Source organism: Candidatus Saganbacteria bacterium, assembly GCA_026387835.1.
GTDB lineage: Bacteria > Margulisbacteria > WOR-1 > JAKLHX01 > JAKLHX01 > JAPLKZ01.
On sequence record JAPLKZ010000010.1, the window covers coordinates 1 to 23,290 of the forward strand.

General features: G+C 49.0%; 37 protein-coding genes. All 37 read right to left on the reverse strand.

Features of this window, described 5'->3' with window-relative positions; all coding sequences use genetic code 11:
- A partial coding sequence (locus NTZ10_04030) for an SUMF1/EgtB/PvdO family nonheme iron enzyme (protein MCX5749392.1) occupies positions 1–457 on the reverse strand: 457 nt, incomplete at its 3' end.
- A gap of 335 nt (positions 458–792) precedes the next feature.
- Positions 793–1,221 carry a 30S ribosomal protein S9 gene (gene rpsI / locus NTZ10_04035; GenBank protein MCX5749393.1) on the reverse strand — a complete coding sequence of 143 codons (429 nt, stop codon included), beginning with the start codon at positions 1,219–1,221 and terminating at the stop codon, positions 793–795.
- A gap of 100 nt (positions 1,222–1,321) precedes the next feature.
- A complete protein-coding gene (rplM, locus tag NTZ10_04040) occupies positions 1,322–1,759 on the reverse strand; it encodes a 50S ribosomal protein L13 (protein MCX5749394.1) in 438 nt (145 codons plus the stop codon).
- Positions 1,760–1,781: 22 nt separating this feature from the next.
- Positions 1,782–2,132, reverse strand: a complete 351-nt coding sequence (rplQ, locus tag NTZ10_04045) for a 50S ribosomal protein L17 (GenBank protein ID MCX5749395.1) — start codon at positions 2,130–2,132, stop codon at positions 1,782–1,784.
- The gene (locus tag NTZ10_04050) at positions 2,129–3,100 is read right to left on the reverse strand and encodes a DNA-directed RNA polymerase subunit alpha (protein ID MCX5749396.1); all 972 of its coding nucleotides are present in this window, start codon (positions 3,098–3,100) and stop codon (positions 2,129–2,131) included. The genes rplQ and NTZ10_04050 overlap by 4 nt, the downstream gene beginning before the upstream one ends.
- 12 nt (positions 3,101–3,112) lie before the next feature.
- Positions 3,113–3,733 carry a 30S ribosomal protein S4 gene (gene rpsD, locus NTZ10_04055; protein MCX5749397.1) on the reverse strand — a complete coding sequence of 207 codons (621 nt, stop codon included), beginning with the start codon at positions 3,731–3,733 and terminating at the stop codon, positions 3,113–3,115.
- Positions 3,734–4,132, reverse strand: a complete 399-nt coding sequence (rpsK, locus tag NTZ10_04060; protein ID MCX5749398.1) for a 30S ribosomal protein S11 — start codon at positions 4,130–4,132, stop codon at positions 3,734–3,736.
- Positions 4,133–4,150: 18 nt separating this feature from the next.
- A complete protein-coding gene (rpsM, locus tag NTZ10_04065) occupies positions 4,151–4,534 on the reverse strand; it encodes a 30S ribosomal protein S13 (GenBank protein ID MCX5749399.1) in 384 nt (127 codons plus the stop codon).
- 15 nt (positions 4,535–4,549) lie between these two features.
- Positions 4,550–4,663: a 50S ribosomal protein L36 gene (gene rpmJ, locus NTZ10_04070; protein ID MCX5749400.1), complete on the reverse strand. Its 114-nt coding sequence runs from the start codon at positions 4,661–4,663 to the stop codon at positions 4,550–4,552.
- A gap of 1 nt (position 4,664) precedes the next feature.
- Complete coding sequence (infA, locus tag NTZ10_04075; protein ID MCX5749401.1) at positions 4,665–4,886, reverse strand: translation initiation factor IF-1; 222 nt, start codon at positions 4,884–4,886, stop codon at positions 4,665–4,667.
- Positions 4,887–5,633: a type I methionyl aminopeptidase gene (map, locus tag NTZ10_04080; protein MCX5749402.1), complete on the reverse strand. Its 747-nt coding sequence runs from the start codon at positions 5,631–5,633 to the stop codon at positions 4,887–4,889.
- Positions 5,630–6,244 (reverse strand): adenylate kinase, encoded by a 615-nt coding sequence (locus NTZ10_04085; protein MCX5749403.1) that lies wholly within the window; start codon positions 6,242–6,244, stop codon positions 5,630–5,632. Before NTZ10_04085 ends, map begins: the two co-directional genes overlap by 4 nt.
- A complete protein-coding gene (gene secY, locus NTZ10_04090) occupies positions 6,244–7,506 on the reverse strand; it encodes a preprotein translocase subunit SecY (protein ID MCX5749404.1) in 1,263 nt (420 codons plus the stop codon). Before secY ends, NTZ10_04085 begins: the two co-directional genes overlap by 1 nt.
- A complete protein-coding gene (gene rplO, locus NTZ10_04095) occupies positions 7,506–7,961 on the reverse strand; it encodes a 50S ribosomal protein L15 (protein MCX5749405.1) in 456 nt (151 codons plus the stop codon). Before rplO ends, secY begins: the two co-directional genes overlap by 1 nt.
- Positions 7,962–7,965: 4 nt before the next feature.
- The gene (rpsE, locus tag NTZ10_04100) at positions 7,966–8,487 is read right to left on the reverse strand and encodes a 30S ribosomal protein S5 (GenBank protein MCX5749406.1); all 522 of its coding nucleotides are present in this window, start codon (positions 8,485–8,487) and stop codon (positions 7,966–7,968) included.
- Positions 8,488–8,523: 36 nt separating this feature from the next.
- A complete protein-coding gene (gene rplR / locus NTZ10_04105) occupies positions 8,524–8,895 on the reverse strand; it encodes a 50S ribosomal protein L18 (protein ID MCX5749407.1) in 372 nt (123 codons plus the stop codon).
- Positions 8,849–9,397 (reverse strand): 50S ribosomal protein L6, encoded by a 549-nt coding sequence (rplF, locus tag NTZ10_04110; GenBank protein ID MCX5749408.1) that lies wholly within the window; start codon positions 9,395–9,397, stop codon positions 8,849–8,851. The genes rplR and rplF overlap by 47 nt, the downstream gene beginning before the upstream one ends.
- A 12-nt stretch (positions 9,398–9,409) precedes the next feature.
- On the reverse strand, positions 9,410–9,808 hold the full coding sequence (gene rpsH / locus NTZ10_04115) for a 30S ribosomal protein S8 (protein MCX5749409.1): 399 nt from the start codon (positions 9,806–9,808) through the stop codon (positions 9,410–9,412).
- Positions 9,809–9,821: 13 nt separating this feature from the next.
- A complete protein-coding gene (locus NTZ10_04120) occupies positions 9,822–10,007 on the reverse strand; it encodes a type Z 30S ribosomal protein S14 (GenBank protein MCX5749410.1) in 186 nt (61 codons plus the stop codon).
- A 10-nt stretch (positions 10,008–10,017) separates the two neighbouring features.
- The gene (rplE, locus tag NTZ10_04125) at positions 10,018–10,563 is read right to left on the reverse strand and encodes a 50S ribosomal protein L5 (GenBank protein MCX5749411.1); all 546 of its coding nucleotides are present in this window, start codon (positions 10,561–10,563) and stop codon (positions 10,018–10,020) included.
- Positions 10,564–10,565: 2 nt separating this feature from the next.
- Positions 10,566–10,874, reverse strand: a complete 309-nt coding sequence (gene rplX, locus NTZ10_04130; protein MCX5749412.1) for a 50S ribosomal protein L24 — start codon at positions 10,872–10,874, stop codon at positions 10,566–10,568.
- Positions 10,874–11,242, reverse strand: a complete 369-nt coding sequence (gene rplN / locus NTZ10_04135) for a 50S ribosomal protein L14 (protein ID MCX5749413.1) — start codon at positions 11,240–11,242, stop codon at positions 10,874–10,876. Before rplN ends, rplX begins: the two co-directional genes overlap by 1 nt.
- Entirely contained in the window at positions 11,223–11,495 is a 273-nt protein-coding gene (gene rpsQ, locus NTZ10_04140; protein ID MCX5749414.1) for a 30S ribosomal protein S17, read from the reverse strand. The genes rplN and rpsQ overlap by 20 nt, the downstream gene beginning before the upstream one ends.
- Positions 11,496–11,499: 4 nt before the next feature.
- Complete coding sequence (gene rpmC / locus NTZ10_04145; protein ID MCX5749415.1) at positions 11,500–11,694, reverse strand: 50S ribosomal protein L29; 195 nt, start codon at positions 11,692–11,694, stop codon at positions 11,500–11,502.
- A gap of 2 nt (positions 11,695–11,696) precedes the next feature.
- Entirely contained in the window at positions 11,697–12,107 is a 411-nt protein-coding gene (gene rplP, locus NTZ10_04150) for a 50S ribosomal protein L16 (protein ID MCX5749416.1), read from the reverse strand.
- A gap of 10 nt (positions 12,108–12,117) precedes the next feature.
- Positions 12,118–12,807 carry a 30S ribosomal protein S3 gene (gene rpsC, locus NTZ10_04155; protein ID MCX5749417.1) on the reverse strand — a complete coding sequence of 230 codons (690 nt, stop codon included), beginning with the start codon at positions 12,805–12,807 and terminating at the stop codon, positions 12,118–12,120.
- Positions 12,807–13,139, reverse strand: a complete 333-nt coding sequence (rplV, locus tag NTZ10_04160) for a 50S ribosomal protein L22 (protein MCX5749418.1) — start codon at positions 13,137–13,139, stop codon at positions 12,807–12,809. The genes rpsC and rplV overlap by 1 nt, the downstream gene beginning before the upstream one ends.
- A 13-nt stretch (positions 13,140–13,152) precedes the next feature.
- Positions 13,153–13,437 carry a 30S ribosomal protein S19 gene (gene rpsS / locus NTZ10_04165; protein MCX5749419.1) on the reverse strand — a complete coding sequence of 95 codons (285 nt, stop codon included), beginning with the start codon at positions 13,435–13,437 and terminating at the stop codon, positions 13,153–13,155.
- Between the two features lie 3 nt (positions 13,438–13,440).
- A complete protein-coding gene (rplB, locus tag NTZ10_04170) occupies positions 13,441–14,271 on the reverse strand; it encodes a 50S ribosomal protein L2 (protein MCX5749420.1) in 831 nt (276 codons plus the stop codon).
- 2 nt (positions 14,272–14,273) lie between these two features.
- Positions 14,274–14,564, reverse strand: coding sequence for a 50S ribosomal protein L23 (gene rplW, locus NTZ10_04175; protein MCX5749421.1), 291 nt, complete (start codon positions 14,562–14,564; stop codon positions 14,274–14,276).
- A complete protein-coding gene (gene rplD / locus NTZ10_04180; protein MCX5749422.1) occupies positions 14,561–15,190 on the reverse strand; it encodes a 50S ribosomal protein L4 in 630 nt (209 codons plus the stop codon). Before rplD ends, rplW begins: the two co-directional genes overlap by 4 nt.
- Position 15,191: 1 nt before the next feature.
- Positions 15,192–15,800 (reverse strand): 50S ribosomal protein L3, encoded by a 609-nt coding sequence (gene rplC / locus NTZ10_04185; protein ID MCX5749423.1) that lies wholly within the window; start codon positions 15,798–15,800, stop codon positions 15,192–15,194.
- A gap of 24 nt (positions 15,801–15,824) precedes the next feature.
- Positions 15,825–16,136, reverse strand: a complete 312-nt coding sequence (gene rpsJ / locus NTZ10_04190; protein MCX5749424.1) for a 30S ribosomal protein S10 — start codon at positions 16,134–16,136, stop codon at positions 15,825–15,827.
- A gap of 7 nt (positions 16,137–16,143) precedes the next feature.
- On the reverse strand, positions 16,144–18,222 hold the full coding sequence (gene fusA / locus NTZ10_04195; GenBank protein ID MCX5749425.1) for an elongation factor G: 2,079 nt from the start codon (positions 18,220–18,222) through the stop codon (positions 16,144–16,146).
- A 9-nt stretch (positions 18,223–18,231) separates the two neighbouring features.
- Positions 18,232–18,702: a 30S ribosomal protein S7 gene (gene rpsG, locus NTZ10_04200; protein MCX5749426.1), complete on the reverse strand. Its 471-nt coding sequence runs from the start codon at positions 18,700–18,702 to the stop codon at positions 18,232–18,234.
- Positions 18,703–18,718: 16 nt separating this feature from the next.
- Positions 18,719–19,102 (reverse strand): 30S ribosomal protein S12, encoded by a 384-nt coding sequence (gene rpsL / locus NTZ10_04205; protein ID MCX5749427.1) that lies wholly within the window; start codon positions 19,100–19,102, stop codon positions 18,719–18,721.
- Positions 19,103–19,108: 6 nt separating this feature from the next.
- Positions 19,109–23,290, reverse strand: a complete 4,182-nt coding sequence (gene rpoC / locus NTZ10_04210; protein MCX5749428.1) for a DNA-directed RNA polymerase subunit beta' — start codon at positions 23,288–23,290, stop codon at positions 19,109–19,111.

Below are 23,290 nucleotides of genomic sequence, written 5' to 3' on the forward strand. Positions count from 1 at the left end.
CATACGACTCATTTCCCCACGGATATATTCTTCCTTCAGTCCCTCTTGCCGCGAATTCCCATTGTGCTTCTGTAAGCAGACCGAACTTCCTGCCAGTTGTTTCCATTAGAAATTTGCAGTATTCGGTTGCATCGTTCCAGGAAACATTGACTACAGGATGTAACGCAAACTCTGTGTTAGCCACAAGTTGAGGTATTTCTCTATTCATTGCCTGAAGAAAACCAAGGTATTCACCGTTCGTCACAGGATATTTGCCTATGGCAAAATCTCTTAATGTGACCTCTCTTATAGGCTGGGCATCGCTAAACCTTGTGCTGCCCATTGAGAACTTCCCGCCGGCCACCCTTACCATTTCGGGAAGGTTTACTCTCGCCTCCAGTGCTATTGGCTGTAAAACCACGTGTTTCTCTTCTATTCTTATTACTCTCATTCCTCTGATAGTCGTTCCTATTGCCATTTTATTTTCTCCTTATTGAGACCTCTGAAATTCAGCCCTTTTTGGCCTCATATGTCCATCGTCAATTCTTTTGCAAGATTTCACTATTTTTATGGTGTGATTGGAAAAGTATGAGGACATGTCTGCCTGCCCTCTTTCGGCAGGTAAAGCGGCAAGCAGGCTGCGTACCGCTGTTCCGCTGGCGGGCAAATTTCTGTAATGCTATTGTTGAACAGGGGGAGATATTGAGGATATCACAAATTGAGACATCCTTGAAATATCATAAAATGGTTTACGCGTTCACGGAGCAAGGAATTGCCATGCTATCACGCGCTGTTATGCAATAATGATAGATATCAACGTTTTGTGTACTGGAATCTCTTCCTCGCGCGCTTTTGTCCGTATTTTTTGCGCTCTTTCGTCCTTGGGTCCCTTACAAGACATCCGGCTTTCCCGAGGATGCTTTTTAACGAGGGATCGATCAGGACCAACGCCCTTGCGATCCCTAGCTTTATTGCTCCGGCCTGGGAACAAACTCCCCCGCCGTTAGCTATTACATCGATACTGTAAACGCCCGGGACATTTGCTATCTTCAACGGCTTCAACATCTCGGATATCAATATGTGCCTTCCGGCGACATAAACTTCGTGATCCCTGCCGTTAATAGTTATTTTGCCTTCGCCTTTGTAAAGCTTGACCCTTGCCACGGAAGTCTTTCTTCGGCCTACCGCGCAGAAGGTCTCCTCCGCTGCTTTTTTGGGGTGGCGTTTTTTTGTCTCGTGCACGGTCTCCGGCTGTTTTACATCGGCATCTGCTGCCACTGCTTTTGGCTTCGGCGTCTTTTTTGGTTTTTGTGTTGTTTCTTCGGTCATCATTTACTCCTTTTTATATTTCCAGTGCCTGCGGTTTTTGTGAGGCCTCTCTGTATTTACCGTCTTTGTACACTTTCAGCTTGGTTATTAGCCTGTCTCCGAGACGCCCCCTGGGCAGCATCCCTCTTACCGCATGGCGTATCACTTCTTCGGGACGCTTTTTCATCCTGTCCTCAAGATTCACTGATTTTGCGCCGTGAGGATACCCGCTGTGCGTGAAGTATTGCTTTTGTTTCATCTTTTTTCCTGTCACTTTGATCTCCGAGGCATTGATTATTATGACAAAATCACCCGTATCGCAGCTCGGCGTGAATATCTCCTCGTCCTTTCCTCTGAGTATATCCGCCACCTTTACGGCAAGCCTTCCGAGGACCTTGCCTGAAGCGTCCACCAGGTACCAGTTCTTCTTTATTTTTTCTTCGCTTGCCGAAAATGTCGTGTTTCTTTTCATTTTTTATAACCCTTCCTGGCGCTCACAATAGCTCCAACAATACCATATCCGTGGCGTCACCCCTTCTTTTACCGATGAGGGTCAGCCTTGTGCATCCCCCGCTGTGGCTTTTGAACCTTTCTCCCGCCGACTTGAAGAATCCTGTCACCAGGGTTTTATCGGGAACTATAGAAAGCGCTCTTCTGAGAGAAGAAAGACCGCCTTTTTTTGACAGGGCTATGATCTTTTCCACGGTCTTTCTGACCTCCTGTCCTCTTCTCTTCGATATCTTTATCTTCCCGTTCTTTATCAAAGCTATAGTAAGGGACCTCAGGAGCGCCATCCTTTGGTCTGTCGCCTTATTTAATTTCCGGTATCCTAATCTGTGTCTCATTTTTCTTCGCTTTCTCCGTGCCCGGACAGCGAACCGCCCTTAAGTATCAGATTGAATTTCGCCAGCGATTCCTTTATCTCGTCAAAAGATTTGGTCCCTAGGCTTTTTATCTTCAAAAGATCGTTCTCGGTCAGCTCGATGAGCTCCCCGACCGTATTGATGCTGGCCTTTTTCAGGCAGTTAAGCGACCTTGAAGACAGATCGATATCATCTATGTTCATCTCAAGGATGCTCGGGTCCACTTCGCCCTCTCCCGGCACATGTATTGCCAGGGCATCTGATCTTTCACCTATATGTATGAACATATTGATGTGCTTTGCCAGAACTTCCGCGGATTGTTTTACCGCGTCTTCCGGTTTCACAGCCTTGTTCGTCCACACGTCAAGGATCAGCCTGTCATAATTTATTTCCTGTCCCACGCGCACCTCTTCGGTCGTGACGTTCACTTTTTTGACCGGACTGAAGATGGAGTCGACAGGAATAGTGCCGATGGGCTGGTTGGGTTTTTTGTTCCTTTCCGACGGGACAAAACCTCTTCCTTTTTCAACTACCATCTCTATGTTAAGTTCACCCCCACTTTCAAGCGTCGCCAGATAATGCTCGGGATCTACGATCTCGACATCCGCGTCGTGCTTAATATCTCCCGCTTTTACCACCCCTTTGCCTTTTGCCTCGAGTTTGATTATTTTAGGGGCATCCGAATGCGACCTTACTATCATCTTCTTGATGTTGAGTATTATCTGCAATACGTCCTCGACAACATTGGGAATGGTCGAAAACTCGTGAGACACCTCCTCTATCCTTATTGATGTGACCGCAGCGCCCACGAGCGAGGAAAGGAGCACTCTTCTCATGGAATTTCCGAGCGTCGACCCGTAACCTCTTTCAAGGGGTTCCACGATGAACCTTCCGTATCCGTCTTCCACCATCTCATGCCTTACCCACGGTTTCTCTCCGATCATTACCATTATTTTTGCCTCCTATCTTGAATAAAACTCGACTATCAGCCTTTCTTCGACCAGACTGTCCATGTCCTCCCTTTTCGGCAGATTATTCACTTTTCCTCCCAGATTGTCCGCATCAAAGCTCAGCCATACAGGGACCGTTCTTTCTTTCATCGTCTCGATAGATTTTTTTAAATTAGCCGCTGATTTTTCCCTGACATTTACCGCATCGCCCGTCTTCACGCAATAAGAAGGGATGTTCACTTTTTTGGCGTTGACCAGAATATGCCCGTCCCTGACCATCTGTCTTGCCTGGGCCCTGGACGAAGCAAGCCCCATCCTCCATATAACGTTGTCCAGGCGTCTTTCGAGCAGCTCCATGAGTTTTTCACCGGTAGAGCCTTTGCTGCCCGCGGCGATCGAAAAGTACCGTCTGAACTGCCGCTCCGAAAGCCCGTAGATGCTTCTGGCCTTCTGCTTTGCACGCAGCCTGATCCCGAACTCAGACGGTCTTTTTCTGCCCTGTCCGTGCTGGCCGGGGCCGTAGCTTCTTTTATCAAACGGGCATTTAGGGCCTGCACACTTTTCGCCCTTTAAAAAAAGTTTTGCTCCTTCTCTCCGGCATATTTTGCATACCGGGCCGGTGTGTCTTCCCATTTATACTCTCCTTCTTTTTCTCGGCCTGCAGCCGTTGTGCGGTATCGGCGTCACATCTTTTATGGAGGTTATGTCGAGACCGGTCGCCTGCAGGGCCCTTATTGCCGTTTCCCTCCCCGATCCGGGACCTTTAACGACAACGTTCACCTCTTTCATGCCCATATCGATAGCTTTTTTAGCTACTGTTTCGGCCGCTAACTGCGCCGCGAAAGGAGTTCCTTTCTTCGTACCCTTAAAACCCACGTTCCCTGCCGAAGCCCACGCCGCGACGTTGCCTTTTGAATCAGTTAACGAGATTATCGTGTTATTGAACGTGGCTTTTATATGGGCGGTTCCCTGTATCCCGACCCTTTTTTCCTTTTTTTTCTTTTTTACTGTTTCTTTTGGAACTGATGCCATGGCAGCTATTCTCCTTTTTTATGTTTTTCCTTCTTCTTTCTTTCTTCCGGAACCGACCGTTTTTCTCTTGCCTCTTTTTGTGCGGGCGTTCGTCTTTGTCCTCTGCCCCCTGCATGGCAGGCCCTTTTTATGGCGGCTGCCCCTGTAAGCCCCTATATCCACCAGCCTCTTTATGCTTAAAGATATGTCTTTTCTGAGATCGCCTTCTACTTTGTAATCTTTTATGACCTCCCTGATCCTGACGATCTCGTCCTCGGTCAGGTCTTTTACGCTTGTATCCGGATTTACGGATGCTTTTTTAAGGATCTCGTTGCTTTTCGGCCTTGCTATCCCGTAGAGATAAGTAAGCCCGATCTCCACCCTTTTATTTTTCGGAAGATCAACGCCTGCGATACGTGCCATGGTACCTCCTGTTCTCTATCCCTGCCTTTGTTTGTGCTTGGGATTTGTGCATATCACTCTTATGCGGCCGTGCCTCTTTATTATTTTGCATTTTTCGCACATCGGTTTTACGGAACTTCTTACTTTCATATTATTTCCCCCTGTATGTTATCCTTCCTTTTGTAAGGTCGTAGGGAGACATCTCTACTTTTACCTTGTCGCCCGGAAGTATCCTTATAAAATGCTTCCTTATTTTCCCCGAAACATGCGCCAGTATGACCTGCCCTGTCTCCAGCTTCACGCGGAACAGCGCGCTCGGGAGCGCTTCTGTCACTTCCCCTTCAAATTCTATGACGTCCTTATCTTTTGGCATTTATATCCTCGTTAATATTTCCGCTTTATCTTCCGTTATCAGTATCGTATGCTCGAAATGGGCCGACAGTTTTCTGTCCTTCGTCACGACCGTCCACCCGTCATCAAGCGTCTCTATCTCGCTTGTCCCTATGTTCAGCATCGGTTCTATCGCGAACACCATCCCTTTTTCAAGCTTCGGTCCGGTGCCCGGACTTCCGAAGTTCGGTATCAAAGGGTCCTCATGCAGCTCGCTGCCCACCCCGTGGCCGAAAAGATCCTTAACTACGCTGTAACCATGCCGCTTAGCGTGCTGCTCTATCGACGAAGAAATGTCTCCCACTTTCTTCCCGTATCTTGCCGTTTTTATGCCCAGGTCAAGACACTCACTCGCGGTAGAAAGCAGCTTTCTTGCGGCTTTCGAGATCTTTCCTACAGGGAACGTTTCGGCAACGTCGCCGTAATAACCTCCGACTATCGCGCCGATATCGACCCCTATTATATCGCCTTCCATCAGCAGCCGATCCGACGGGATCCCGTGGACGATCTCTTCGTTCACGGAAAGACACGACGCGTGCCTGTAGCCCCTGTACCCTTTAAATGCCGGCTTTGCTCCTCTTTTTATTATCTCCGTTTCTATTATATTGTCCAGTTCTCTTGTCGTGATCCCGGGCGCTACATTTTTTTCCGCGGTCTTCAGCACTTCCTCGGCCACTCTGCAGGCCAGCCTGATCAGTTTTATCTCTTCCTCGGTCTTTATCTTTATCATAAAGACGATCTGATCCTCTCAAGTATGACGGTCAGGTCTCCCACTCCGTCAACCTTTTTGACGGCGCCTGCATAATACTTCACGAGCGGCGCTGTCTCTTTTTCGTAGATCTCAAACCTTTTTTTTATCGTTTCCTCCCTGTCATCGTCCCTGATATAAAGCTGCGAACCGCAGTTGTCGCAGATACCTTCTTTTTTAGGGGCGTTCTTTTCGACATGGTAGACCGCTCCGCATTTTTTACAGCTTCGTCTTCCCTCCAGTCTTCTGACTATTTCATCCTGCGGGATATCTATATAGATCACTCTGTCTATCCCTGCTATCCCCTTTACGAACTCAGCCTGTTTTACAGTCCTCGGATAACCGTCCAGAACAAACCCTTTTTCCTTTTCTTTATCGATCGCCTGGCGCGCTATCTCATTCACCACTTCGTCGGGGACCAGGGCGCCCCGGCTCAGGTACTGTTTCGCTAACCTGCCCGTCTCTGTTCCTTCCTTTATCGCTTCTCTCAAAATATCTCCCATCGATATGTGGGCGATGCCGAGGTCCTTTGCGACCACACTTGACTGGGTGCCTTTCCCGCTTCCGGGAGGCCCAAGAAAAATGAGCTTCATCAGACCAGCAACCTCTCGTATTGCCTTGTGACCAGGTGCGACTCTATCTGCCTCACCAGGTCCAGCGCCACTCCGACGACTATCAGAAGCGCCGTTGCACCGAGACCCTGGAAAGTCGTGATATGTGTCAGGCTCTCCACTATTGTCGGGATTATCGCTATGATGGCCAGGAACAGCGCTCCTATCAGCGTAAGCCTTGATATTATATATTCAAGATATTCAGCGGTCGGGTTTCCCGGCCTGATACCTGTTATAAAACCGCCGTACTTTTTAATGTTCTCCGCCAGTTCTTTGGGGTTGAAAGTTATCGCCGTGTAAAAATATGTAAAGAAGAAGATCAAGGCAAAATACAGCAGCATATAAATCGACCCTGATGGCGACAGCGCGCCCACGATACCCCTGAAAAAGTCATTGGGTATGAACTGCGCTATCGTCGCGGGAAAAAGTAAAAACGATGATGCGAATATTATCGGGATCACACCGCCCTGGTTCAGCCTGATCGGAATATAGGTGCTCTGGCCTCCGTACATCTTTCTTCCGACTATCCTCTTGGCGTACTGGACCTGCACGCGCCTCTGAGCTTCCTGTACAACGACGATCGCCACTATCATCACAAGGAACACGCAAAGAAGAACGATCAGTCCCGTGACGCTCGCTCCGCCTTTAAGTATTGTTACCGTCTGCCCTACATAAGTAGGTATCCTCGATATAATGCCGATAAATATTATTAGCGAGGCTCCGTTGCCGATGCCTCTTTCGGTTATCAGCTCTGCGATCCACATCAGAAGTGCCGTGCCGGCCGTAAGCGATATGACCGAGGAGATAAGGAACAACGGAAAGCTATAGCCTTCCAGCAGAACGCTTCTCAGCCAGAACGACATGCCGATCGACTGGAACAGGGCAAAACCTATCGTCAGGTATTTTGTGTACTGCGCTATCTGTTTTCTCCCGTGCTCGCCCTCTTTTTGCAGTTCCTCGAGCTGCGGGATCACCGCCGCCAAAAGCTGCATGACGATCGAAGCATTTATGTACGGGACTATGCCCATCGCGAATACCGAGAACTTCACAAGCGCGCCGCCTGTAAAGAGGTCAAGGAATCCCAAAAGGTTCCCCTTGCCGAACAACTCGGACAGTTTTACCGTATCTATTCCCGCGATCGACACATGCGCCCCGAACCTGAATATCGCTATCATCACCAGGGTGAACAACACCCTCGTGCGCAGGTCTTTTATATTAACTAATCCGGAAAGACTTTTTAACATCAGATCTGTACCGCTTTTCCTTTGGCTTCTTCTATCTTCTTCTTTGCCTCTTCGCTGAACCTGTTCGCCTCGACCGTTATGTTTTTTTTGATCTCGCCGTTTCCTAATATCTTTATCTGAAAGGAAGCTCTTTTCTTCGTCGATGAAAAGAATTTCTCTATCAGATCATCGATTTTTACGGTACACCCGTCTTCAAATACATCCAGCTGGCCGACATTCAAAATATTAAACTTTTTTTTGAAAGGATAGTTCTTGAAAGTGCCCATTTTGGGAAGCCTTCGGTACAACGGCGTCTGGCCGCCCTCGAACCTTATCCCTTTACCGCCGCCTGCTCGGCTGAGCTGTCCTTTGTGTCCGCGGCCCGCAGTCTTCCCGTGCCCCGAGGAAGTTCCCCTCGCGACTTTCTTCTTTTTCTTGTTCGATCCTTTACCCGGTTTTAACTTTGATAAGTCGATCATGTTATCCTTCCACAATTTGTTTTACTTTGAGCTCTATTCCCCTTAGGGCTGTTTCCTCTTCAAGGTTCTTCAGGTTCAAAAGGCTGTCGAGTGTGGCCCTGATCACATTGATGGCATTTGACGAACCTATAGATTTGGCGACGATATTCCTCACTCCGGCAAGTTCAAGGACCGTCCTCACAGGGCCGCCTGCTATGACGCCTTTCCCCGGAGGAGCCGTCCTTATTATAGTCTTTGTAGATGAAAATTTGCCTTCGCAGTCGTGCGGCACCGTCCCTCCTACAATGGGAACTTTTATCATGTTCTTTTTTCCGTCCTCCACGGCTTTCCTTATGGCGGAAGCCACTTCGTTCGCTTTGCCGATGCCGAGCCCGACACTTCCGGCTTCATCGCCGACGATCACGACAGCGCGGAAACTCATCTTTTTGCCGCCTTTGACGACTTTCGTTACGCGCCTTATCTGCACGACTTTTTCTTTTATCCCGCTTTCTTCCGAACCCGTATTATATTTATATTCAGCCACAAAGACCTCCCTGTCCCGTTAAATAGGGACGATTAATTAAAACTTCAATCCTTCCTGCCTCGCCGCATCCGCAAGGGCCTTTATTTTACCGTGGTATTTTCTTTGTCCCCTGTCGAACACGACTGTCTCTATGCCGGCTTTTTTAGCTCTTTTGCCGATAAGCTGCCCGATCTTTTTTGCGGCCTCTATATTGGCCCTGAGTTTTTCCTTGCCGAAATCCTTGTCCAGAGTGGACGCGAAAGACAGAGTCCTGCCTTCCGTGTCATCTATGATCTGGGCATAAATGTGCCCGAGAGTAACCGACACTCTCAGTCTCGGCCTTTCTTTTGTCCCTGATATTATCGCTTTTCTTTTTCCCATTTTATGCCGCCGCCTTTGCAGCCGCTTTTCCGGCCTTTCTTCTGACATACTGGCCGGCATATTTTATGCCCTTTCCTTTATATGGCTCGACAGGCCGTATCTTCTTTATATCCGCGGCGATCTGACCTACCATGTGCTTGTCAATGCCTATGACCCTGACCTTTGTCTGTCCTTCGACCAAAAACTCTATGCCGTGAGGAGGGTCCACTGTCACCGGATGGGAATAACCCATCGACAGGACAAGTTTTTTTCCTTCTTTAGCCGCACGGTACCCGACTCCGCTTATCTCGAGGTCTTTTATGAAACCGTCCGTCACGCCGCGGACCATATTAGCGATAAGCGACCGGTACAGCCCGTGCATCGATTTGATCCTTTTCTCTTCCGAAGACCTTGAAAGCGTGAGTGTCTGGCCTTCGGACTTTATGGTAATGCTTTTATCCATGGTCAGTGTCGTTGTACCTTTGGGACCTTTTACCGTCACATCCCGGTCCGCCTGAGTGACGGTCACTCCTGCCGGTATATTGATGATCGCTTTTCCTATCCTTGACATTGTTTTACCCCTTTACCATACGAAACAGAGAACTTCTCCGCCGATCCTTTTTTCCCTGGCTCCCCTGTCAGCCATCAATCCCGACGAGGTCGATAATATGGCCGACCCGAAGCCTCCGCGCACTCTTGGCAGTTTTGAAAAAGGAACATATATATGCCTGCCGGGAGTGCTGATCCTTTTCATCCCGCTGATCATGTTTTTTTTCTGCTTTCCGTATTTTAAATACACGGTCAGGACTTTAAAGTTCTTTTTTGTGGAAACATCTAAGTTCGATATAAAACCTTCGGACTTCAGGATGCGCGCTATCTCTTCTTTTATTTTGGAAGAAGGCATTTCCACGCTCCCTGCCCCGGTCCTTATCGCGTTCTTTATCCTTGATATCATATCGGCGATCGGATCTGTCAAGACCATCTTTTTCTCCTTGTCACCAGCTGGATTTTGTTACGCCCGGAAGCACGCCCTGATGGGCGAGCGTCCTGAAGCATATCCTGCAGAGCCCGAACTTTTTATAGAAAGCCCGCGGCCTGCCGCACTGCTTGCACCGCGACCTTCTCCTGGTGGAAAATTTTACTTTTTTCTTTGTCTTTGCGATCCATGAAGTCTTTCCCATTGTTACTCCTTTAAGCTGCCCTGTAAGGAACTCCGAAATATTTAAGCAGGGACCTTGCCTCATCGTCGGTCTTTGCCGAAGTGCAGATCGTGATGTCCATCCCCCTTGTCTTGTCGACCTTGTCATAATCGATCTCGGGAAATATCAGCTGCTCCGTTATCCCTAAAGTGTAATTTCCCTTCCCGTCGAACGACTTTGGCGGCACACCTTTAAAATCCCGTATCCTCGGAAGGCTTAAGTTTATAAGCTTGTCTAGGAACTGGTACATCCTGCTGCCGCGAAGCGTCACTTTGCAACCTACCGGCTGCTTTGCGCGGACCTTGAAAACGGCGATGGATTTCTTTGCTTTTGTTATGAGCGGCTTCTGCCCTGTTATCTGCGCGAGCTCGTTCGACGCAATGTCAAGAGCCTTCGGGTTCTGAACGGCTTCTCCCACGCCCCTGTTCACAACGACTTTTACTACCCTTGGTATTTCATGGTCGTTCTTGTAGTTGAACTCCTTTTTCATCGCTGCTTTTATTTCTTTTTCGTATTTTATCTTCAGTGTCTTTGCCATTTTTATTTGCCTTTATCTATTATCTGCCCGCATCTCCTGCAGGACCTGAAAGAATCTTTTTTCCCCAGTCTGGACGGCTTGCCGCAATGCGGGCATACTACCATCAGTTTTGACAGGGATACGGGCATCAGTTTGTCTATTATCCCGCCGGGAAAAGTCCTTGACGGTTTTTGGTGTTTTTTTGCGACGTTTACCTTTTCCACCAACGCGCTGTCCTTTTTTGGAAGGACTTTTAACACCTTTGACCTTTTGCCCTTGTCTTTTCCGCTTAGCACCAGCACTGTATCGTCTTTTTTTATTCTTGGTTGCATTATACTACCTCTGTCGCGAGCGAGATTATCTTCATATAGTTCCTGTCCCTGAGCTCTCTTGCCACAGGCCCGAAAACCCTTGTCCCTACAGGGTTGCCCTGGTCGTTTATTATCACGACCGCGTTATCGTCGAACCTGACATAAGATCCGTCCGGCCTTCTGATGGATTTTGTTATCCGGACTACCACCGCCTTGACGATCGCGCTTTTCTTCACGGTCATGTTCGGGACCGCATCTTTTACGACCCCGATTATCACGTCGCCGATACTCGCGTACCTCCTGTAGGATGAGCCCAGGATCCTTATGCACAGCACTTCTCTTGCCCCGGAATTGTCCGCGACAGTCAGTCTAGTTTGTACTTGTATCATGCCCTTTTCCCGTTCTTTCCTGCTCGATCACTGTTTCCACGCGCCATCTTTTTGTCTTTGAAAGCGGCCTGGTCTCGGTTATCGACACTTTATCCCCGACATTACATTTGTTTTCTTCGTCGTGGCAGACGAACCTGCTTGTCTTTGACACGACCTTCTGGTAAAGCGGGTGCTTGAACCTTTGTTCCACTCCCACTATCACGGTCTTGTCCATCTTGTTCTTAAGGACGAAACCTTCTTTTAATTTCCGCATATTCCTATTCTCCAATTTCTTTCTCCTTCATGATCGTCAGCATCCTCGCGATGTCCTTCCTTATTTCTTTTTTCTTAAGCGGGTTCTTGAGCTGTCCGACGGAAGCCGTGAACCGCACCTTAAGAAGCTCCGTCCTCAGGTCTTTCAACTTGAGCGCCAGCTCTTCGGCCTTCATCTCTCTTATTTTTTTTGGTTCCATTATCACACCTTTTCTACGAATCTTGTCTTTATCGGCATCTTGTGGGCCGCAAGGCGCATCGCCTCGATCCCGTCCGCTCTTTTCACGCCCGCCAGCTCAAACAGTATCGTACCAGGCCTTACGCACGCGACAAAATATTCGGGAGCGCCTTTTCCTCCGCCCATCCTGGTTTCGGCCGGTCTGGAGCTGTAAGGTTTGTCCGCGAGCACCCTGATCCATACCTTGCCGCCCCTTTTAATAAAATGTGTCAGCGCTTTTCTTGCCGATTCGAGCTGTTTTACCTTGAGCCATGCCTTTTCCATCGCCTGGAGCCCGTAGCTCCCGAATGCGAGCGTGTTACCGCTTGAAGCGGTCCCTTTCATTACCCCTCTTTGCTGCTTTCTGAATTTTGTCCTGCCCGGTTGCAGTACCATTTTTTTTACCTCACAACGTCATCTGGGAAACGACCTGTTCCTGCTGTACCGCCACAGGTTTTTGCTCCTGCACTTTTAAGACATCGCCTTTATAGATCCACACTTTTACGCCGATCTTACCGTAAAGCGTCATTGCCTCCGCGAAACCGTAATCGATCTTTGCTCTCAGCTTGTGCAGGGGCACCTGGCCTCTCCGGTACCATTCCGACCTGGCGATCTCCGCTCCTCCGAGCCTTCCGCCCACCATTACTTTTATGCCTTTTGCGCCGGAACGGAGAGCTTTCATCACCGACTGCCTCATCACTCTCCTGAAAGCGATCCTTTTTTCGAGCTGCAGTACGATGTTTTCAGCCACCAGCTGGGAATCCGTCTCCGGATTAGATACTTCCTGTACATCAACCTGCGCCTGTTTCTTTGTCATCGCGACTATTTCGTCCCTTATGAACGCTATATCGCGCCCGCCTTTACCGATTATGAGGCCCGGCCTTGCCGTGAACAGGATTATTTCGATCTGATTGGCCCTTCTTGATATCCTGATCTTCGAAATGCCTGCTTTGTACAGCTTTCTTTTCAGGAATTTCCTGATCATCATGTCTTCATCGACATTATTAGAATAATTCTGCCCTTCGGCATACCAGCTGCTGTCCCAGTCCTCGTTTATGCCCAGGCGCAGACCTCTCGGATGTATCTTTTGTCCCATTATTTTGCCTCCACGATCATCGTTATATGGCATGCTCTTTTAAGGATATGGTGGGCCCTGCCTCTCGAAGCCGCCCTGAACCTTTTCATTGGTGTCGAGGGCCCAGCATAGCACTCAGCCAGCTTTAGAGATTCCTTGTCCGTTTTATAATTATGTTTTGCGTTCGCGACAGCGCTCTTCAGCGTTTCATAAGCGTACTTCGCCCCGGAATGGGGAAGGAATTTCAGGATCGTCAATGCATCCTGCACGCTTTTTCCCCTGATAAGAGAAAGGACCCTGTTCACTTTCCTCTGTGAGACCCGCAAATATTTTGATACTGCTTTTACTTTCATAATTTCCTTAATTTTATGTCAGTGCCGCGGCTTTATCCGTCGGGACACTATGGCCTTTAAAATGCCTGGTGGGAGAGAACTCTCCGAGCTTGTGCCCGACCATATTCTCGGTTATATAGACAGGAATATGCTTCATGCCGTTATGCACGGCGATCGTGAACCCGACCATCTCCGGGATGATAGTCGACCTTCTTGACCAGGTCTTAATGATCTTCTTGTCATTTGCCTGCATCGCGGCGATTATTTTATCCAGCAGATGCTTGTCTATGAACGGTCCTTTTCTCAGAGATCTGGCCATGATTTATTTTTTCCTCCTGGTTAGTATGAACCTGTCTGACAGTTTTCTCTTGTGCCGCGTCTTATAACCGAGCGTCGGCTTGCCCCAGGGCGTAAGCGGCCCCGGATGGCCGATAGGCGATCTGCCCTCGCCTCCTCCGTGAGGATGGTCGCACGGGTTCATTGCTATACCCCTGACTGACGGCCTGATGCCGAGATGCCTTCTTCGTCCGGCTTTTCCGTACGAAATGTTCTTAGCGTCAAGGTTGCCCACCTGCCCGATGCATGCCCTGCAGTTTATATCTATCAGCCTTTCCTCTCCCGAAGGAAGCCTCACGGTCGCAAATCTTCCTTCTTTCGCGTTAAGGACTGCCGAGCCGCCCGCAGATCTTGCTATCTGTCCGCCTTTTCCCCTGGTAAGCTCTACGTTATAGATCGTCGTTCCTACGGGGATGTTCTTAAGCGGCATATTATTACCGGCTTTTATGTCCGAGTCCTGACCGGACATTATTGTGTCGCCTACTTTTATCCCCAGCGGCGCGATAATGTATCTTCTTTCCTTATCTTCGTATTCGATAAGGCATATCCTCGCGTTCCTGTTAGGGTCATATTCTATACTGAGTATCTTTGCCGGCATGTCGTCCTTGTCCCTTTTAAAATCCACTATCCTGTATTTTATTTTATTTCCGCCGCCTTTATGCCTGACCGAGACCCTTCCCGAAGAATCACGTCCGGCATTTCCCTTTAACGGCAGAAGAAGCGATCTTTCCGGCTTAGACGTCGTGATATCATCCAGCACAAGGTCGATCCTTGTCCTGGTGCCCGGGGTCCTCGGCCTGAACTGTTTTAGTGCCATCGCTATAACATCCCTTCGATCAACTCTATTCTTTGCCCGGCTTTAAGCTTTACATAAGCCTTTTTCCAGCTGCTGGTCCTGCCTGCATGCTTGCCCATACTTCTGGGCTTGCCTTTCAATTTTACCGTGTTCACATCGAGCACTTTTACGCTGAACATCATTTCGACAGCTCTTCTGATATCTATTTTTGTCGCATCGGCCCTTACCACAAAAACATATATGTCATCTTTTTTGAGCAATGTCGCCTTTTCGGTTATCAGCGGCCTTATTATTATCTGTTCATTCTCTTTCATTTTTTCTTTGACAGCCTTCCTTCGATATTGGACAGCGTCAGCCTGTCGAGGACAAGCCACTCATAATCCAATATATCAAATATTCTCATGCTGTTGCTGGACGCGAGCTTGATCTTTTCAAGATTTGCCGCGGCCCTTTTCTCGTTCGTTCCCGCGCCGTCGAGGAGGATCAGGGCATTCGTCACTCCCAGGCCGTTCAATAAAGCTTTCATCTCTTTTGTCTTCGGGTTCTTCAGCTCTATTTTTTCCACGATCTTGAGCTTTCCCGAAGCTACTTTATCGGAAATGGCCATTCTCAATGCGAGAGATCTTACCTTTTTGGGCAGCGAAGTAGAATGGTCCCTCGGCTTTGGCCCGAATAGTACGCCGCCGCCTCTCCATAGAGGTGATCTAATGGTACCCGCTCTCGCGCGGCCGGTCCCTTTTTGCTTCCATGGTTTTTTTCCTCCGCCCCTGACCTCTGCTCTTGTCTTTGCGCTGGCATTCCCGTGCCTCATCGAAGCAAGCTGCCATTTGACGGCCGAATGGACCACCGAGTCCTTTACAGGGATACCAAAGACATAATCCATTGCGTCCACGGTCCCCGCCTTTTTACCTATCAGATCAAATACCGGTATATTTACCATCTTATGAAACCTTTCTTATCAAAAGTAGTCCGCCTTCTACACCCGGAACAGCGCCTTTAATGTAGATCGAGTTGGTTTCCGGTTCAATTTTTACTATTTTGAGATTCTTTACGGTCACATATTCTCCCCCGAGGCGGCCCGCCATCCTTTTTCCTTTATATACTCTGCCCGGCGTCGTGCCGGCGCCTATCGATCCGGGTATCCTGTGGGACTTCGAACCGTGGGACATCGGGCTCCTTCTGAAATGATGCCTTTTTACCGTGCCCGCAAAACCCTTACCTATCGAAGTCCCTCTGACCGACACAAGCTCGCCTTCACTAAAGATATCCGCTTTTATCTGCTGCCCTGCCTTTAATCCGTCTTTTTTGTCGGCTTTGAATTCGTGAAAATGTTTAAGGCTTTCTTCTATTCCTGCTTTTTTCAGCTGGCCCAAAACCGGTTTTGTCGCCTTTTTGATCTTTTCGAATCCGACCTTAACGGCAGAGGTGTCCTCGTTAATCGAGACAACATAACAGGGACCCGCTTCAACAACGGTTACCGGGACTACAAGCCCTGTTTTGTCAAATATCTGGGTCATCCCTATTTTTTTGCCGAGCATACCGTTCATCATCTTAAAAGACTCCTTACTTCTTTCTTATGACAGCTTGATCTCTATGTCCACACCCGACGGAAGGTCTATCTGCATAAGCGCATCGACCGTCTGTGGAGCGGGATCGAGTATATCTATAAGCCTTTTATGCGTCCTGATCTCGAAATGTTCCCTTGATTTCTTGTCGACATGCGGGGAACGCAGGACGCAGTAGACCTCTTTATCCGTCGGCAGCGGGATCGGACCGGACACTGCCGCACCCGCCCTTTTTGCCGTGTCTATTATCTTCTCCGCGGACTGGTCGACGACCCTGTGATCGTATCCTTTCAGCCTGATCCTTATTTTCTGTCTTTTCATGTTTTGTTTAAGCCTTCCCCGAGTTCTTTAGAATTATCGATTCGGAAATATTTTTCGGCACTTCCTCGTATGAATTGAACTCCATAGTGAAAGAAGCTCTTCCCTGAGAGCATGATCTGAGCGACGTGGAATACCCGAACATCTCGGAAAGAGGCACTTTTGTCTTGATCGTCTGCATGCTTTTATAAGCTTCCATCCCTTCGATCCTCGCCCTTCTGCTGCTGAGGTCTCCCATCACATCCCCGAGGTATTGCTCCGGCGTCACGGCTTCGACTTTCATTATCGGCTCGAGCAATACCGGCTTCGCCTTTACAAATGCCGCTTTGAAACACATGGAAGCCGCTATCTTGAAAGCTATTTCCGAAGAATCCACCTCGTGATAAGAACCGTCAAACACGGTGACCTTCACGTTGATGACCGGATATCCCGCTATCACGCCTGTGGTCATAGCTTCTTTCACGCCGTCTTCGATCGCGGGTATATATTCCCGTGGTATCGCGCCGCCTACGACTTTATTCTCGAACTCAAAAGTCTTGTTTTTTGTCGGCTCGATCTTCAGCCAGACATGGCCGTACTGCCCGCGGCCTCCGGTCTGCCTGATAAATTTCCCTTCGGCTTCTGAATGGCCTTTTATCGTCTCCTTGTAGGCTACCTGCGGCTTGCCGACATTGGCATCTACTTTGAATTCCCTGAAAAGCCTGTCGACTATTATTTCCAGATGCAGCTCTCCCATCCCTTCAATGATCGTCTGTCCGGAGTCCTGGTCCGTGTGCACGCGGAACGTCGGATCTTCCTCTGCCAATTTCTGGAGAGAGATCCCGAGTTTTTCCTGGTCGGCTTTTGTCTTCGGCTCGATCGCCACCGATATGACCGGCTCCGGAAAGATTATTGACTCCAGTATCACCGGCGACTTTTCGTCGCACAGAGTGTCTCCCGTTGTAGTGTTCTTTAATCCAACCGCACCCGCGATATCTCCGGCATGCACTTCATCTATCTCTTCCCTTTTATTCGCGTGCATCTGCAGGAGCCTTCCTATCCTCTCTTTATGGCCTTTTGTCGAATTAAGCACGTACGAACCGTTATTCAGGACACCCGAATATACCCTGAAGAACGTTAATCTTCCCACAAAAGGATCGCTCATTATCTTGAACGCAAGCGCGGAAAAAGGCGCCGAATCGGACGCGCTTCTTATCAGCTCATCTCCGCTGTCCGGATCTATACCTTTTACGGCCCTCACTTCCAGAGGCGAAGGCAGATATTCGATGACCGCGTCAATGAGCGGCTGGACGCCTTTGTTCTTAAAGGCCGTGCCGCATGTCACGGGCACTATACGCCCCGCTATCGTCGCGGCCCTCAGGCCTTTTTTTATCTCTTCGACTGTGAGCTTGTGGCCGTCCAGATACTTGATCATCAGGCTGTCGTCTGATTCCGCCGCCGCTTCGACGACCTTTTCGTGGTATCTATAAGCTTTTGACTTCAATTCATCTGGTATCGCCTGTTCGGTGAATTTTTCACCTGTCTCTTCATCATACATGTATGCTTTCATCTCGACCAGATCTATGACGCCTTTAAAATTTTCTTCGGCACCTACCGGCAGCTGTATCGGTACCGGGTGAGCATGAAGTCTTTCAGCCATCATCTTCACCGCTCTTTTAAAATCCGCTCCTACCCTGTCCATTTTATTTATGAACGCGATACGCGGCACGTGGTGCTTGACCGCCTGCCTCCAGACCGTCTCGCTCTGCGGCTGCACTCCCCCGACCGCGCAGAAGACAGCCACAACGCCGTCAAGGACGCGCAACGATCGCTCAACCTCGACAGTGAAGTCGACATGTCCCGGAGTATCGATGATGTTTATCCTGGTATTCTTCCAGAAACACGTCGTGCATGCCGAAGTTATCGTTATTCCTCTTTCTTTTTCCTGCTCCATCCAGTCCATTGTCGCCGTCCCTTCATGCACTTCGCCGATCTTGTACAGTTTTCCCGTGTAATACAGTATCCTTTCGGTCAATGTGGTCTTGCCCGCATCTATGTGCGCCACGATCCCTATGTTCCTTGTGCGTTCAAGGCTGTAATCTCTTGCCATTTTATCCCTTTACCACCTGAAGTGAGCGAACGCCTTGTTCGCATCCGCGGTCTTATGCAGGTCCTCTTTCTTTTTAAGCGCCCCGCCTGTATTTGAAAAAGCGTCAAAAAGTTCGGCCGACAGTTTTTCCTGCATCGATCTGCCCTGCCGCGCCATCGCGCCTTCCTTCAGCCATTTCATGGCTATTGCCGTTCCTCTTTCTCTTTCAACCTCTATCGGTATCTGGTATGTCGATCCCCCGACTCGCCTTGCCTTCACTTCCATCAGCGGCGTGGCGTTCCTTATTGCCTGCTCGAACACCTCAAGAGGGCTTTTGCTGCCTTTTTTTGAGATGATGTCCATCGCTTTGTACACTATACCTTCGGCTTTGCTTTTCTTTCCCATCATCATTATCCTGTTGATGAATTTCTGGACAAGCACGCTGTTGTACTTTGAATCAGGACTTATCTTCCTTTTTACTACCCGTCCCCTTCTTGGCATATTTGCTCCTTATCCTTTATTTGACCTGTTTTTTCGGTTTCTTCGCCCCATACTTTGAGCGGGATTTCATGCGGTTCTCTACTCCCGCCGTATCAAAAGTTCCTCTGACTATGTGGTATCTTACTCCCGGAAGGTCTTTGACCCTTCCCCCGCGGATAAGGACCACCGAGTGCTCCTGCAGATTATGCCCGACACCCGGTATGTATGCCGTTACTTCGAGACCGTTGGTGATCCTCACCCTCGCGACTTTTCTCAGCGCTGAGTTCGGCTTTTTGGGAGTTGTCGTGTACACCCTCAAACAAACCGCCCTTTTCAAAGGGCAGCCTGCCAGGGCCGGCGCTTTGCTTTTTGTATTTTTTTCATTTCTCCCTTTTCTTATCAACTGTGATATGGTCGGCATTTGATCTTACTCCTTTTTACCGTGGGTAGGGACTATGTCCAGATACCTGTACCCGACAAAACCCGTTCCCGCAGGTATAAGCCTTCCGATTATTACGTTCTCTTTCAGCCCGTACATCTGGTCTATCTTTCCCCTGATGGCCGCATCGGTCAGTATCCTTGCCGTCTCCTGAAATGATGCCGCGGATATGAAGCTCTCCGTCAGGAGCGAAGCCTTTGTTATTCCTAAAAGGACCTGTGAGGCCGTCGATTTTTCACCCTTCGTATCTTCGCAGATCCGGTCGAACTCTTTTTTATCTATCAACTCTCCGGGCAGCAGCATCGTGTCGCCCGAAGTAAGTATCCTGACCTTTTTTGTCATCTGCCGGACCGCTGTCTCGACATGTTTATCGTGTATTGTCACTCCCTGCAGCCTGTATATTTTCTGTATCTCGTTCACAAGATGCCTTTGGACCGCTTCTTCGCCTTTTATCGCCAGAATATCATGCGGGTTGACCGTACCAAAAGTCAGATGTGCCCCTTTATGCACTTTGTCGCCCTTTGCCACTCTGATCCTTACATCGTAAGGTATGAAGTAATCCCTTATATCGTCCTTTTCACCGTGAATTATTACGTGCCTTTCGCCTTCTTTGTCCTTGATGTCCACTTTGCCGTCGATCTCCGAAAGGATCACGGAATCCTTGGGCTTCCTTGCCTCAAACAGCTCTTCGACTTTCGGAAGACCCTGAATGATGTCCTTTGTCTTGCTGGGATCGCGGCTCAGGCTCTCCACTTTTGCGATCACTTCATAGCTTCCAAGCACGTCGCCGTCGCTTGCAAGAAGCCTTGAACCCGAAGGTATCTGGTAATATTCTCCCTGCGCGGTCACTACATTCTTGTGTTTTCCTCCTTCTTCGATATCAATGACCACTCCCGGCGTCCTCGCGGTGACATCGGCCGATATTTCCGTCCCGATATTGACGGCATCCCCTATCCTTACGAACAACCTTGCCGTTTTAGGGGCCTCATATTCCTTCAGGACCTTAGGATTGTAGATGAATGCCATCCCGTCATTTTTTGTAAGGGTTTCCAGTACTGTCCTCTCGTCTATCTTCTTTTTTCTTTCAAACGTCTCGATGTTCATCAGCTTCAGCTTGCCCTCGGATGTTGCGATGATGTAATCGTATGTCGGGTCATATTCCGCCAGGACCTGCGCAGCGTCTACATGGTCACCGTCATGAACGTTCATCGTAGAACCGACAGGTATGTTATATTCTTCTTCTCTTTCCTTGAGGCTCACCTTTACATCGGATTCCCTGGTAACGATCTTCACTTTTTTCCCAAGATCATCCGCTATCGATTTTACTTCAAGGTCCTCGCCCCATTTTACTTTCCCCGCGTGCTTCGCTTTTATCTGGATCTTGGCCGTAGTGTGCAGAGCGATGCCTCCTATATGGAACGTCCTCATTGTGAGCTGCGTGCCCGGCTCCCCGATAGACTGAGCGGCTGTTATTCCGACAGCCTCGCCTATGTTGATCAGTTTACCGGTCGCAAGATCCCTTCCGTAACAGACCTGGCAGATCCCTCTTTTTGCTTTGCACTTAAGAGGTGACCTGACCTCGATACTTTCAATGCCGGCTTCCCCTATTTTTTCGGCTTTTTCTTCCGTTATCTCGTCTCCCGAAGCGACGATCACTTTTCCCGAGATCGGGTCCTGGACCTTTGAGGCTGCCATTCTGCCATAAATCCTTGTGCGCAGCGGGATTATTTCTTCATATCCTTCCCTGACGCTTGAGACCGTTATTCCTTTTTTAGTGCCGCAATCTTCTTCTGTTATCATGACGTCCTGTGCCACGTCCACAAGGCGCCTTGTCAGGTATCCCGAATCAGCGGTCCTTAAGGCCGTATCCACTAACCCTTTCCTGGCTCCGTACGATGATATGAAATATTCCGTGACCGTCAGCCCTTCTTTGAAATTTGTCTTGATAGGTATCTCGATGATATTCCCTGAAGGATCGGCCATCAGGCCCCTGATCCCGGAAAGCTGTCTTACCTGCTGCAGTGAACCTCTCGCGCCCGAGAACGCCATCAGGTACACCGAATTTAATTTGTCGAACTCATTGAGCATCGATTGCGTGACGTCCGTCGTGACTTTGCTCCATACATCAAGTGTTTTTATGAACTTTTCTTTGGAAGATATATGCCCGTTCTTTTCCATCTTCTCAAGCTGTTTAATTTCTTCTTCCGCGGTCCCGACGATCTCCTTCTTGTTCTTTGGGACCACAAGGTCATCGAGGCCGATCGATATCCCGGCAAGAGTTGCGTATTTGAAACCAAGCCTTTTTATCTCATCGGCGATGTCCGCGGCCACCGCGGACCCGAACTTGTAATAGCATTCCTTGACCAGTTCTTCCACCCTTCCCTTATTGAAAGTGTGGTCCCTGTAGTCTAGGGTTATTTCGGGCATTCTTCTTTTTATCGCATTATTGATCGTATTATTGAATTTAATGCGACCGACCGTGGTCTCGACAAACTCACCGCCGCGCCTGACCTTGATCTTTGCGTGCAGATGTATCTCGCTGAGATCGTGAGCGAACATAGCTTCTTCATCATCCGCAAATATCATCCCCGCGCCTTTTGACTGGTTATCATCCAGGTATGTCATGTAATAAGTCCCTAGTATCATGTCCTGGGTCGGAGTGACTATAGGCCTTCCCGAGGCGGGGGACAGGATATTGTTGGATGAAAGCATCAGGAGCCTTGCTTCAACCTGCGCTTCGGGAAGCAGGGGCACATGGACCGCCATCTGGTCCCCGTCGAAATCCGCGTTGAACGCCGTGCACACCAGCGGATGTATCTGTATCGCTTTGCCTTCAACAAGCACCGGTTCGAAAGCCTGTATGCCAAGCCTGTGCAGCGTTGGCGCTCTGTTAAGCATTACCACCTGTCCCTTTATGACCTCTTCCAAAATATCCCAGACCGCCACATCTTTTCTTTCAAGCTGCCTTTTAGCGCTTTTTACATTTTGGGAAAGTCCCTTTTCGACCAGTTTTCTTATGACGAAAGGCTTGAAAAGCTCCAGGGCCATGCTTTTCGGGAGCCCGCACTGGTGCATCTTTAAAGAAGGACCTACGACTATCACCGATCTTCCCGAATAATCTGCCCTCTTACCGAGCAGGTTCTGCCTGAAACGGCCCTGTTTTCCTTCGATGATGTCCGAAAGTGATTTAAGCGGTCTGCCGTTCGAGCCCGTGACCGCGCGTTTTCTTTTACCGTTGTCGATCAGCACGTCCACCGATTCCTGGAGCATCCTCTTTTCGTTCCTTATGATCATCTCGGGAGCGCCCATCGCTATCATCTTCTTAAGACGGTTATTTCTGTTGAGCACCCTTCGGTAGAGATCATTAAGGTCTGATGTTGCGAACCTTCCGCCTTCAAGCTGCACCATCGGCCTGAGGTCCGGAGGCATCACGGGGACTACCTCCAGTATCATCCATTCGGGCCTGTTGCCGGAATCAAGGAACGCTTCGGCAACCCTCAGCCTTTTGACTATCCTTATCTTTTTCTGGCTGTTCGCGCCCTTTGCGTCCTTTTTATTGAGCTCTTTGCGGAGCGATTTTACCAGATCGGGCAGATCGATCTTCGATAATAGTTCCCTGACCGGTTTTGCGCCCGTATCCGCTTTAAAACTGTTGCCGTATTTCTCCTTGAACTCCTGATACTGCCCCTCTTTGAGGATATCGCAGACTTTTATCTTGCCTTTCAGGTCGTCCGAAGCTTCTGTCACTATGTATGAATCGTAATATATTACCTCTTCGAGGGATTTATTTGATACGTCAAGGAGAAGTCCTATATACCCGGGAATACCGCGCAAAAACCACACGTGGGAAACGGGGACGCAAAGTCTGATGTGCGCCATTCTTTCCCTTCTGACACGGGAAGTCGTCACCTCGACACCGCATCTTTCACAGATTATCCCGCGGTATCTCACCCTCCTGTACCTGCCGCAATGGCATTCCCAGTCCTTTACCGGACCGAATATTTTTTCACAGAAAAGGCCTTTTCTCTCCGGCTTGAATGTCCTGTAATTTATTGTCTCCGGTTTTTCGACTTCCCCGTGCGACCATGACAATATGCGCTCGGTCGAGACGAGCCCTATTTTCAGGAAATCGAACCAGCTTAATTCGGGCCTTGGGCTTTTGTCGGGCAT

Excerpts from the sequence above, each read along its gene's own strand:
- rplM (MCX5749394.1), bottom strand. The coding sequence starts at position 1,759 with ATGAAAAGAAACACGACATTTTCGGCAAGCGAAGAAAAAATAAAGAAG.
- rplQ (MCX5749395.1), bottom strand. The coding sequence starts at position 2,132 with ATGAGACACAGATTAGGATACCGGAAATTAAATAAGGCGACAGACCAA.
- NTZ10_04050 (MCX5749396.1), bottom strand. The coding sequence starts at position 3,100 with ATGGTAATGATCGGAGAGAAACCGTGGGTAAGGCATGAGATGGTGGAA.
- rpsD (MCX5749397.1), bottom strand. The coding sequence starts at position 3,733 with ATGGGAAGACACACCGGCCCGGTATGCAAAATATGCCGGAGAGAAGGA.
- rpsK (MCX5749398.1), bottom strand. The coding sequence starts at position 4,132 with ATGGCATCAGTTCCAAAAGAAACAGTAAAAAAGAAAAAAAAGGAAAAA.
- rpsM (MCX5749399.1), bottom strand. The coding sequence starts at position 4,534 with ATGGCACGTATCGCAGGCGTTGATCTTCCGAAAAATAAAAGGGTGGAG.
- rpmJ (MCX5749400.1), bottom strand. The coding sequence starts at position 4,663 with ATGAAAGTAAGAAGTTCCGTAAAACCGATGTGCGAAAAATGCAAAATA.
- infA (MCX5749401.1), bottom strand. The coding sequence starts at position 4,886 with ATGCCAAAAGATAAGGACGTCATAGAATTTGAAGGGGAAGTGACAGAA.
- map (MCX5749402.1), bottom strand. The coding sequence starts at position 5,633 with ATGATAAAGATAAAGACCGAGGAAGAGATAAAACTGATCAGGCTGGCC.
- NTZ10_04085 (MCX5749403.1), bottom strand. The coding sequence starts at position 6,244 with ATGAAGCTCATTTTTCTTGGGCCTCCCGGAAGCGGGAAAGGCACCCAG.
- secY (MCX5749404.1), bottom strand. The coding sequence starts at position 7,506 with ATGTTAAAAAGTCTTTCCGGATTAGTTAATATAAAAGACCTGCGCACG.
- rplR (MCX5749407.1), bottom strand. The coding sequence starts at position 8,895 with ATGTCAGAAGAAAGGCCGGAAAAGCGGCTGCAAAGGCGGCGGCATAAA.
- rplF (MCX5749408.1), bottom strand. The coding sequence starts at position 9,397 with ATGTCAAGGATAGGAAAAGCGATCATCAATATACCGGCAGGAGTGACC.
- rpsH (MCX5749409.1), bottom strand. The coding sequence starts at position 9,808 with ATGGTCTTGACAGATCCGATCGCCGATATGATATCAAGGATAAAGAAC.
- NTZ10_04120 (MCX5749410.1), bottom strand. The coding sequence starts at position 10,007 with ATGGGAAAGACTTCATGGATCGCAAAGACAAAGAAAAAAGTAAAATTT.
- rplE (MCX5749411.1), bottom strand. The coding sequence starts at position 10,563 with ATGGCAAAGACACTGAAGATAAAATACGAAAAAGAAATAAAAGCAGCG.
- rplX (MCX5749412.1), bottom strand. The coding sequence starts at position 10,874 with ATGCAACCAAGAATAAAAAAAGACGATACAGTGCTGGTGCTAAGCGGA.
- rplN (MCX5749413.1), bottom strand. The coding sequence starts at position 11,242 with ATGATACAAGTACAAACTAGACTGACTGTCGCGGACAATTCCGGGGCA.
- rpsQ (MCX5749414.1), bottom strand. The coding sequence starts at position 11,495 with ATGCGGAAATTAAAAGAAGGTTTCGTCCTTAAGAACAAGATGGACAAG.
- rpmC (MCX5749415.1), bottom strand. The coding sequence starts at position 11,694 with ATGGAACCAAAAAAAATAAGAGAGATGAAGGCCGAAGAGCTGGCGCTC.
- rplP (MCX5749416.1), bottom strand. The coding sequence starts at position 12,107 with ATGGTACTGCAACCGGGCAGGACAAAATTCAGAAAGCAGCAAAGAGGG.
- rpsC (MCX5749417.1), bottom strand. The coding sequence starts at position 12,807 with ATGGGACAAAAGATACATCCGAGAGGTCTGCGCCTGGGCATAAACGAG.
- rplV (MCX5749418.1), bottom strand. The coding sequence starts at position 13,139 with ATGAAAGTAAAAGCAGTATCAAAATATTTGCGGGTCTCACAGAGGAAA.
- rpsS (MCX5749419.1), bottom strand. The coding sequence starts at position 13,437 with ATGGCCAGATCTCTGAGAAAAGGACCGTTCATAGACAAGCATCTGCTG.
- rplB (MCX5749420.1), bottom strand. The coding sequence starts at position 14,271 with ATGGCACTAAAACAGTTCAGGCCGAGGACCCCGGGCACCAGGACAAGG.
- rplW (MCX5749421.1), bottom strand. The coding sequence starts at position 14,564 with ATGAAAGAGAATGAACAGATAATAATAAGGCCGCTGATAACCGAAAAG.
- rplD (MCX5749422.1), bottom strand. The coding sequence starts at position 15,190 with ATGGTAAATATACCGGTATTTGATCTGATAGGTAAAAAGGCGGGGACC.
- rplC (MCX5749423.1), bottom strand. The coding sequence starts at position 15,800 with ATGATGAACGGTATGCTCGGCAAAAAAATAGGGATGACCCAGATATTT.
- rpsJ (MCX5749424.1), bottom strand. The coding sequence starts at position 16,136 with ATGAAAAGACAGAAAATAAGGATCAGGCTGAAAGGATACGATCACAGG.
- fusA (MCX5749425.1), bottom strand. The coding sequence starts at position 18,222 with ATGGCAAGAGATTACAGCCTTGAACGCACAAGGAACATAGGGATCGTG.
- rpsG (MCX5749426.1), bottom strand. The coding sequence starts at position 18,702 with ATGCCAAGAAGGGGACGGGTAGTAAAAAGGAAGATAAGTCCTGATTCA.
- rpsL (MCX5749427.1), bottom strand. The coding sequence starts at position 19,102 with ATGCCGACCATATCACAGTTGATAAGAAAAGGGAGAAATGAAAAAAAT.
- rpoC (MCX5749428.1), bottom strand. The coding sequence starts at position 23,290 with ATGCCCGACAAAAGCCCAAGGCCCGAATTAAGCTGGTTCGATTTCCTG.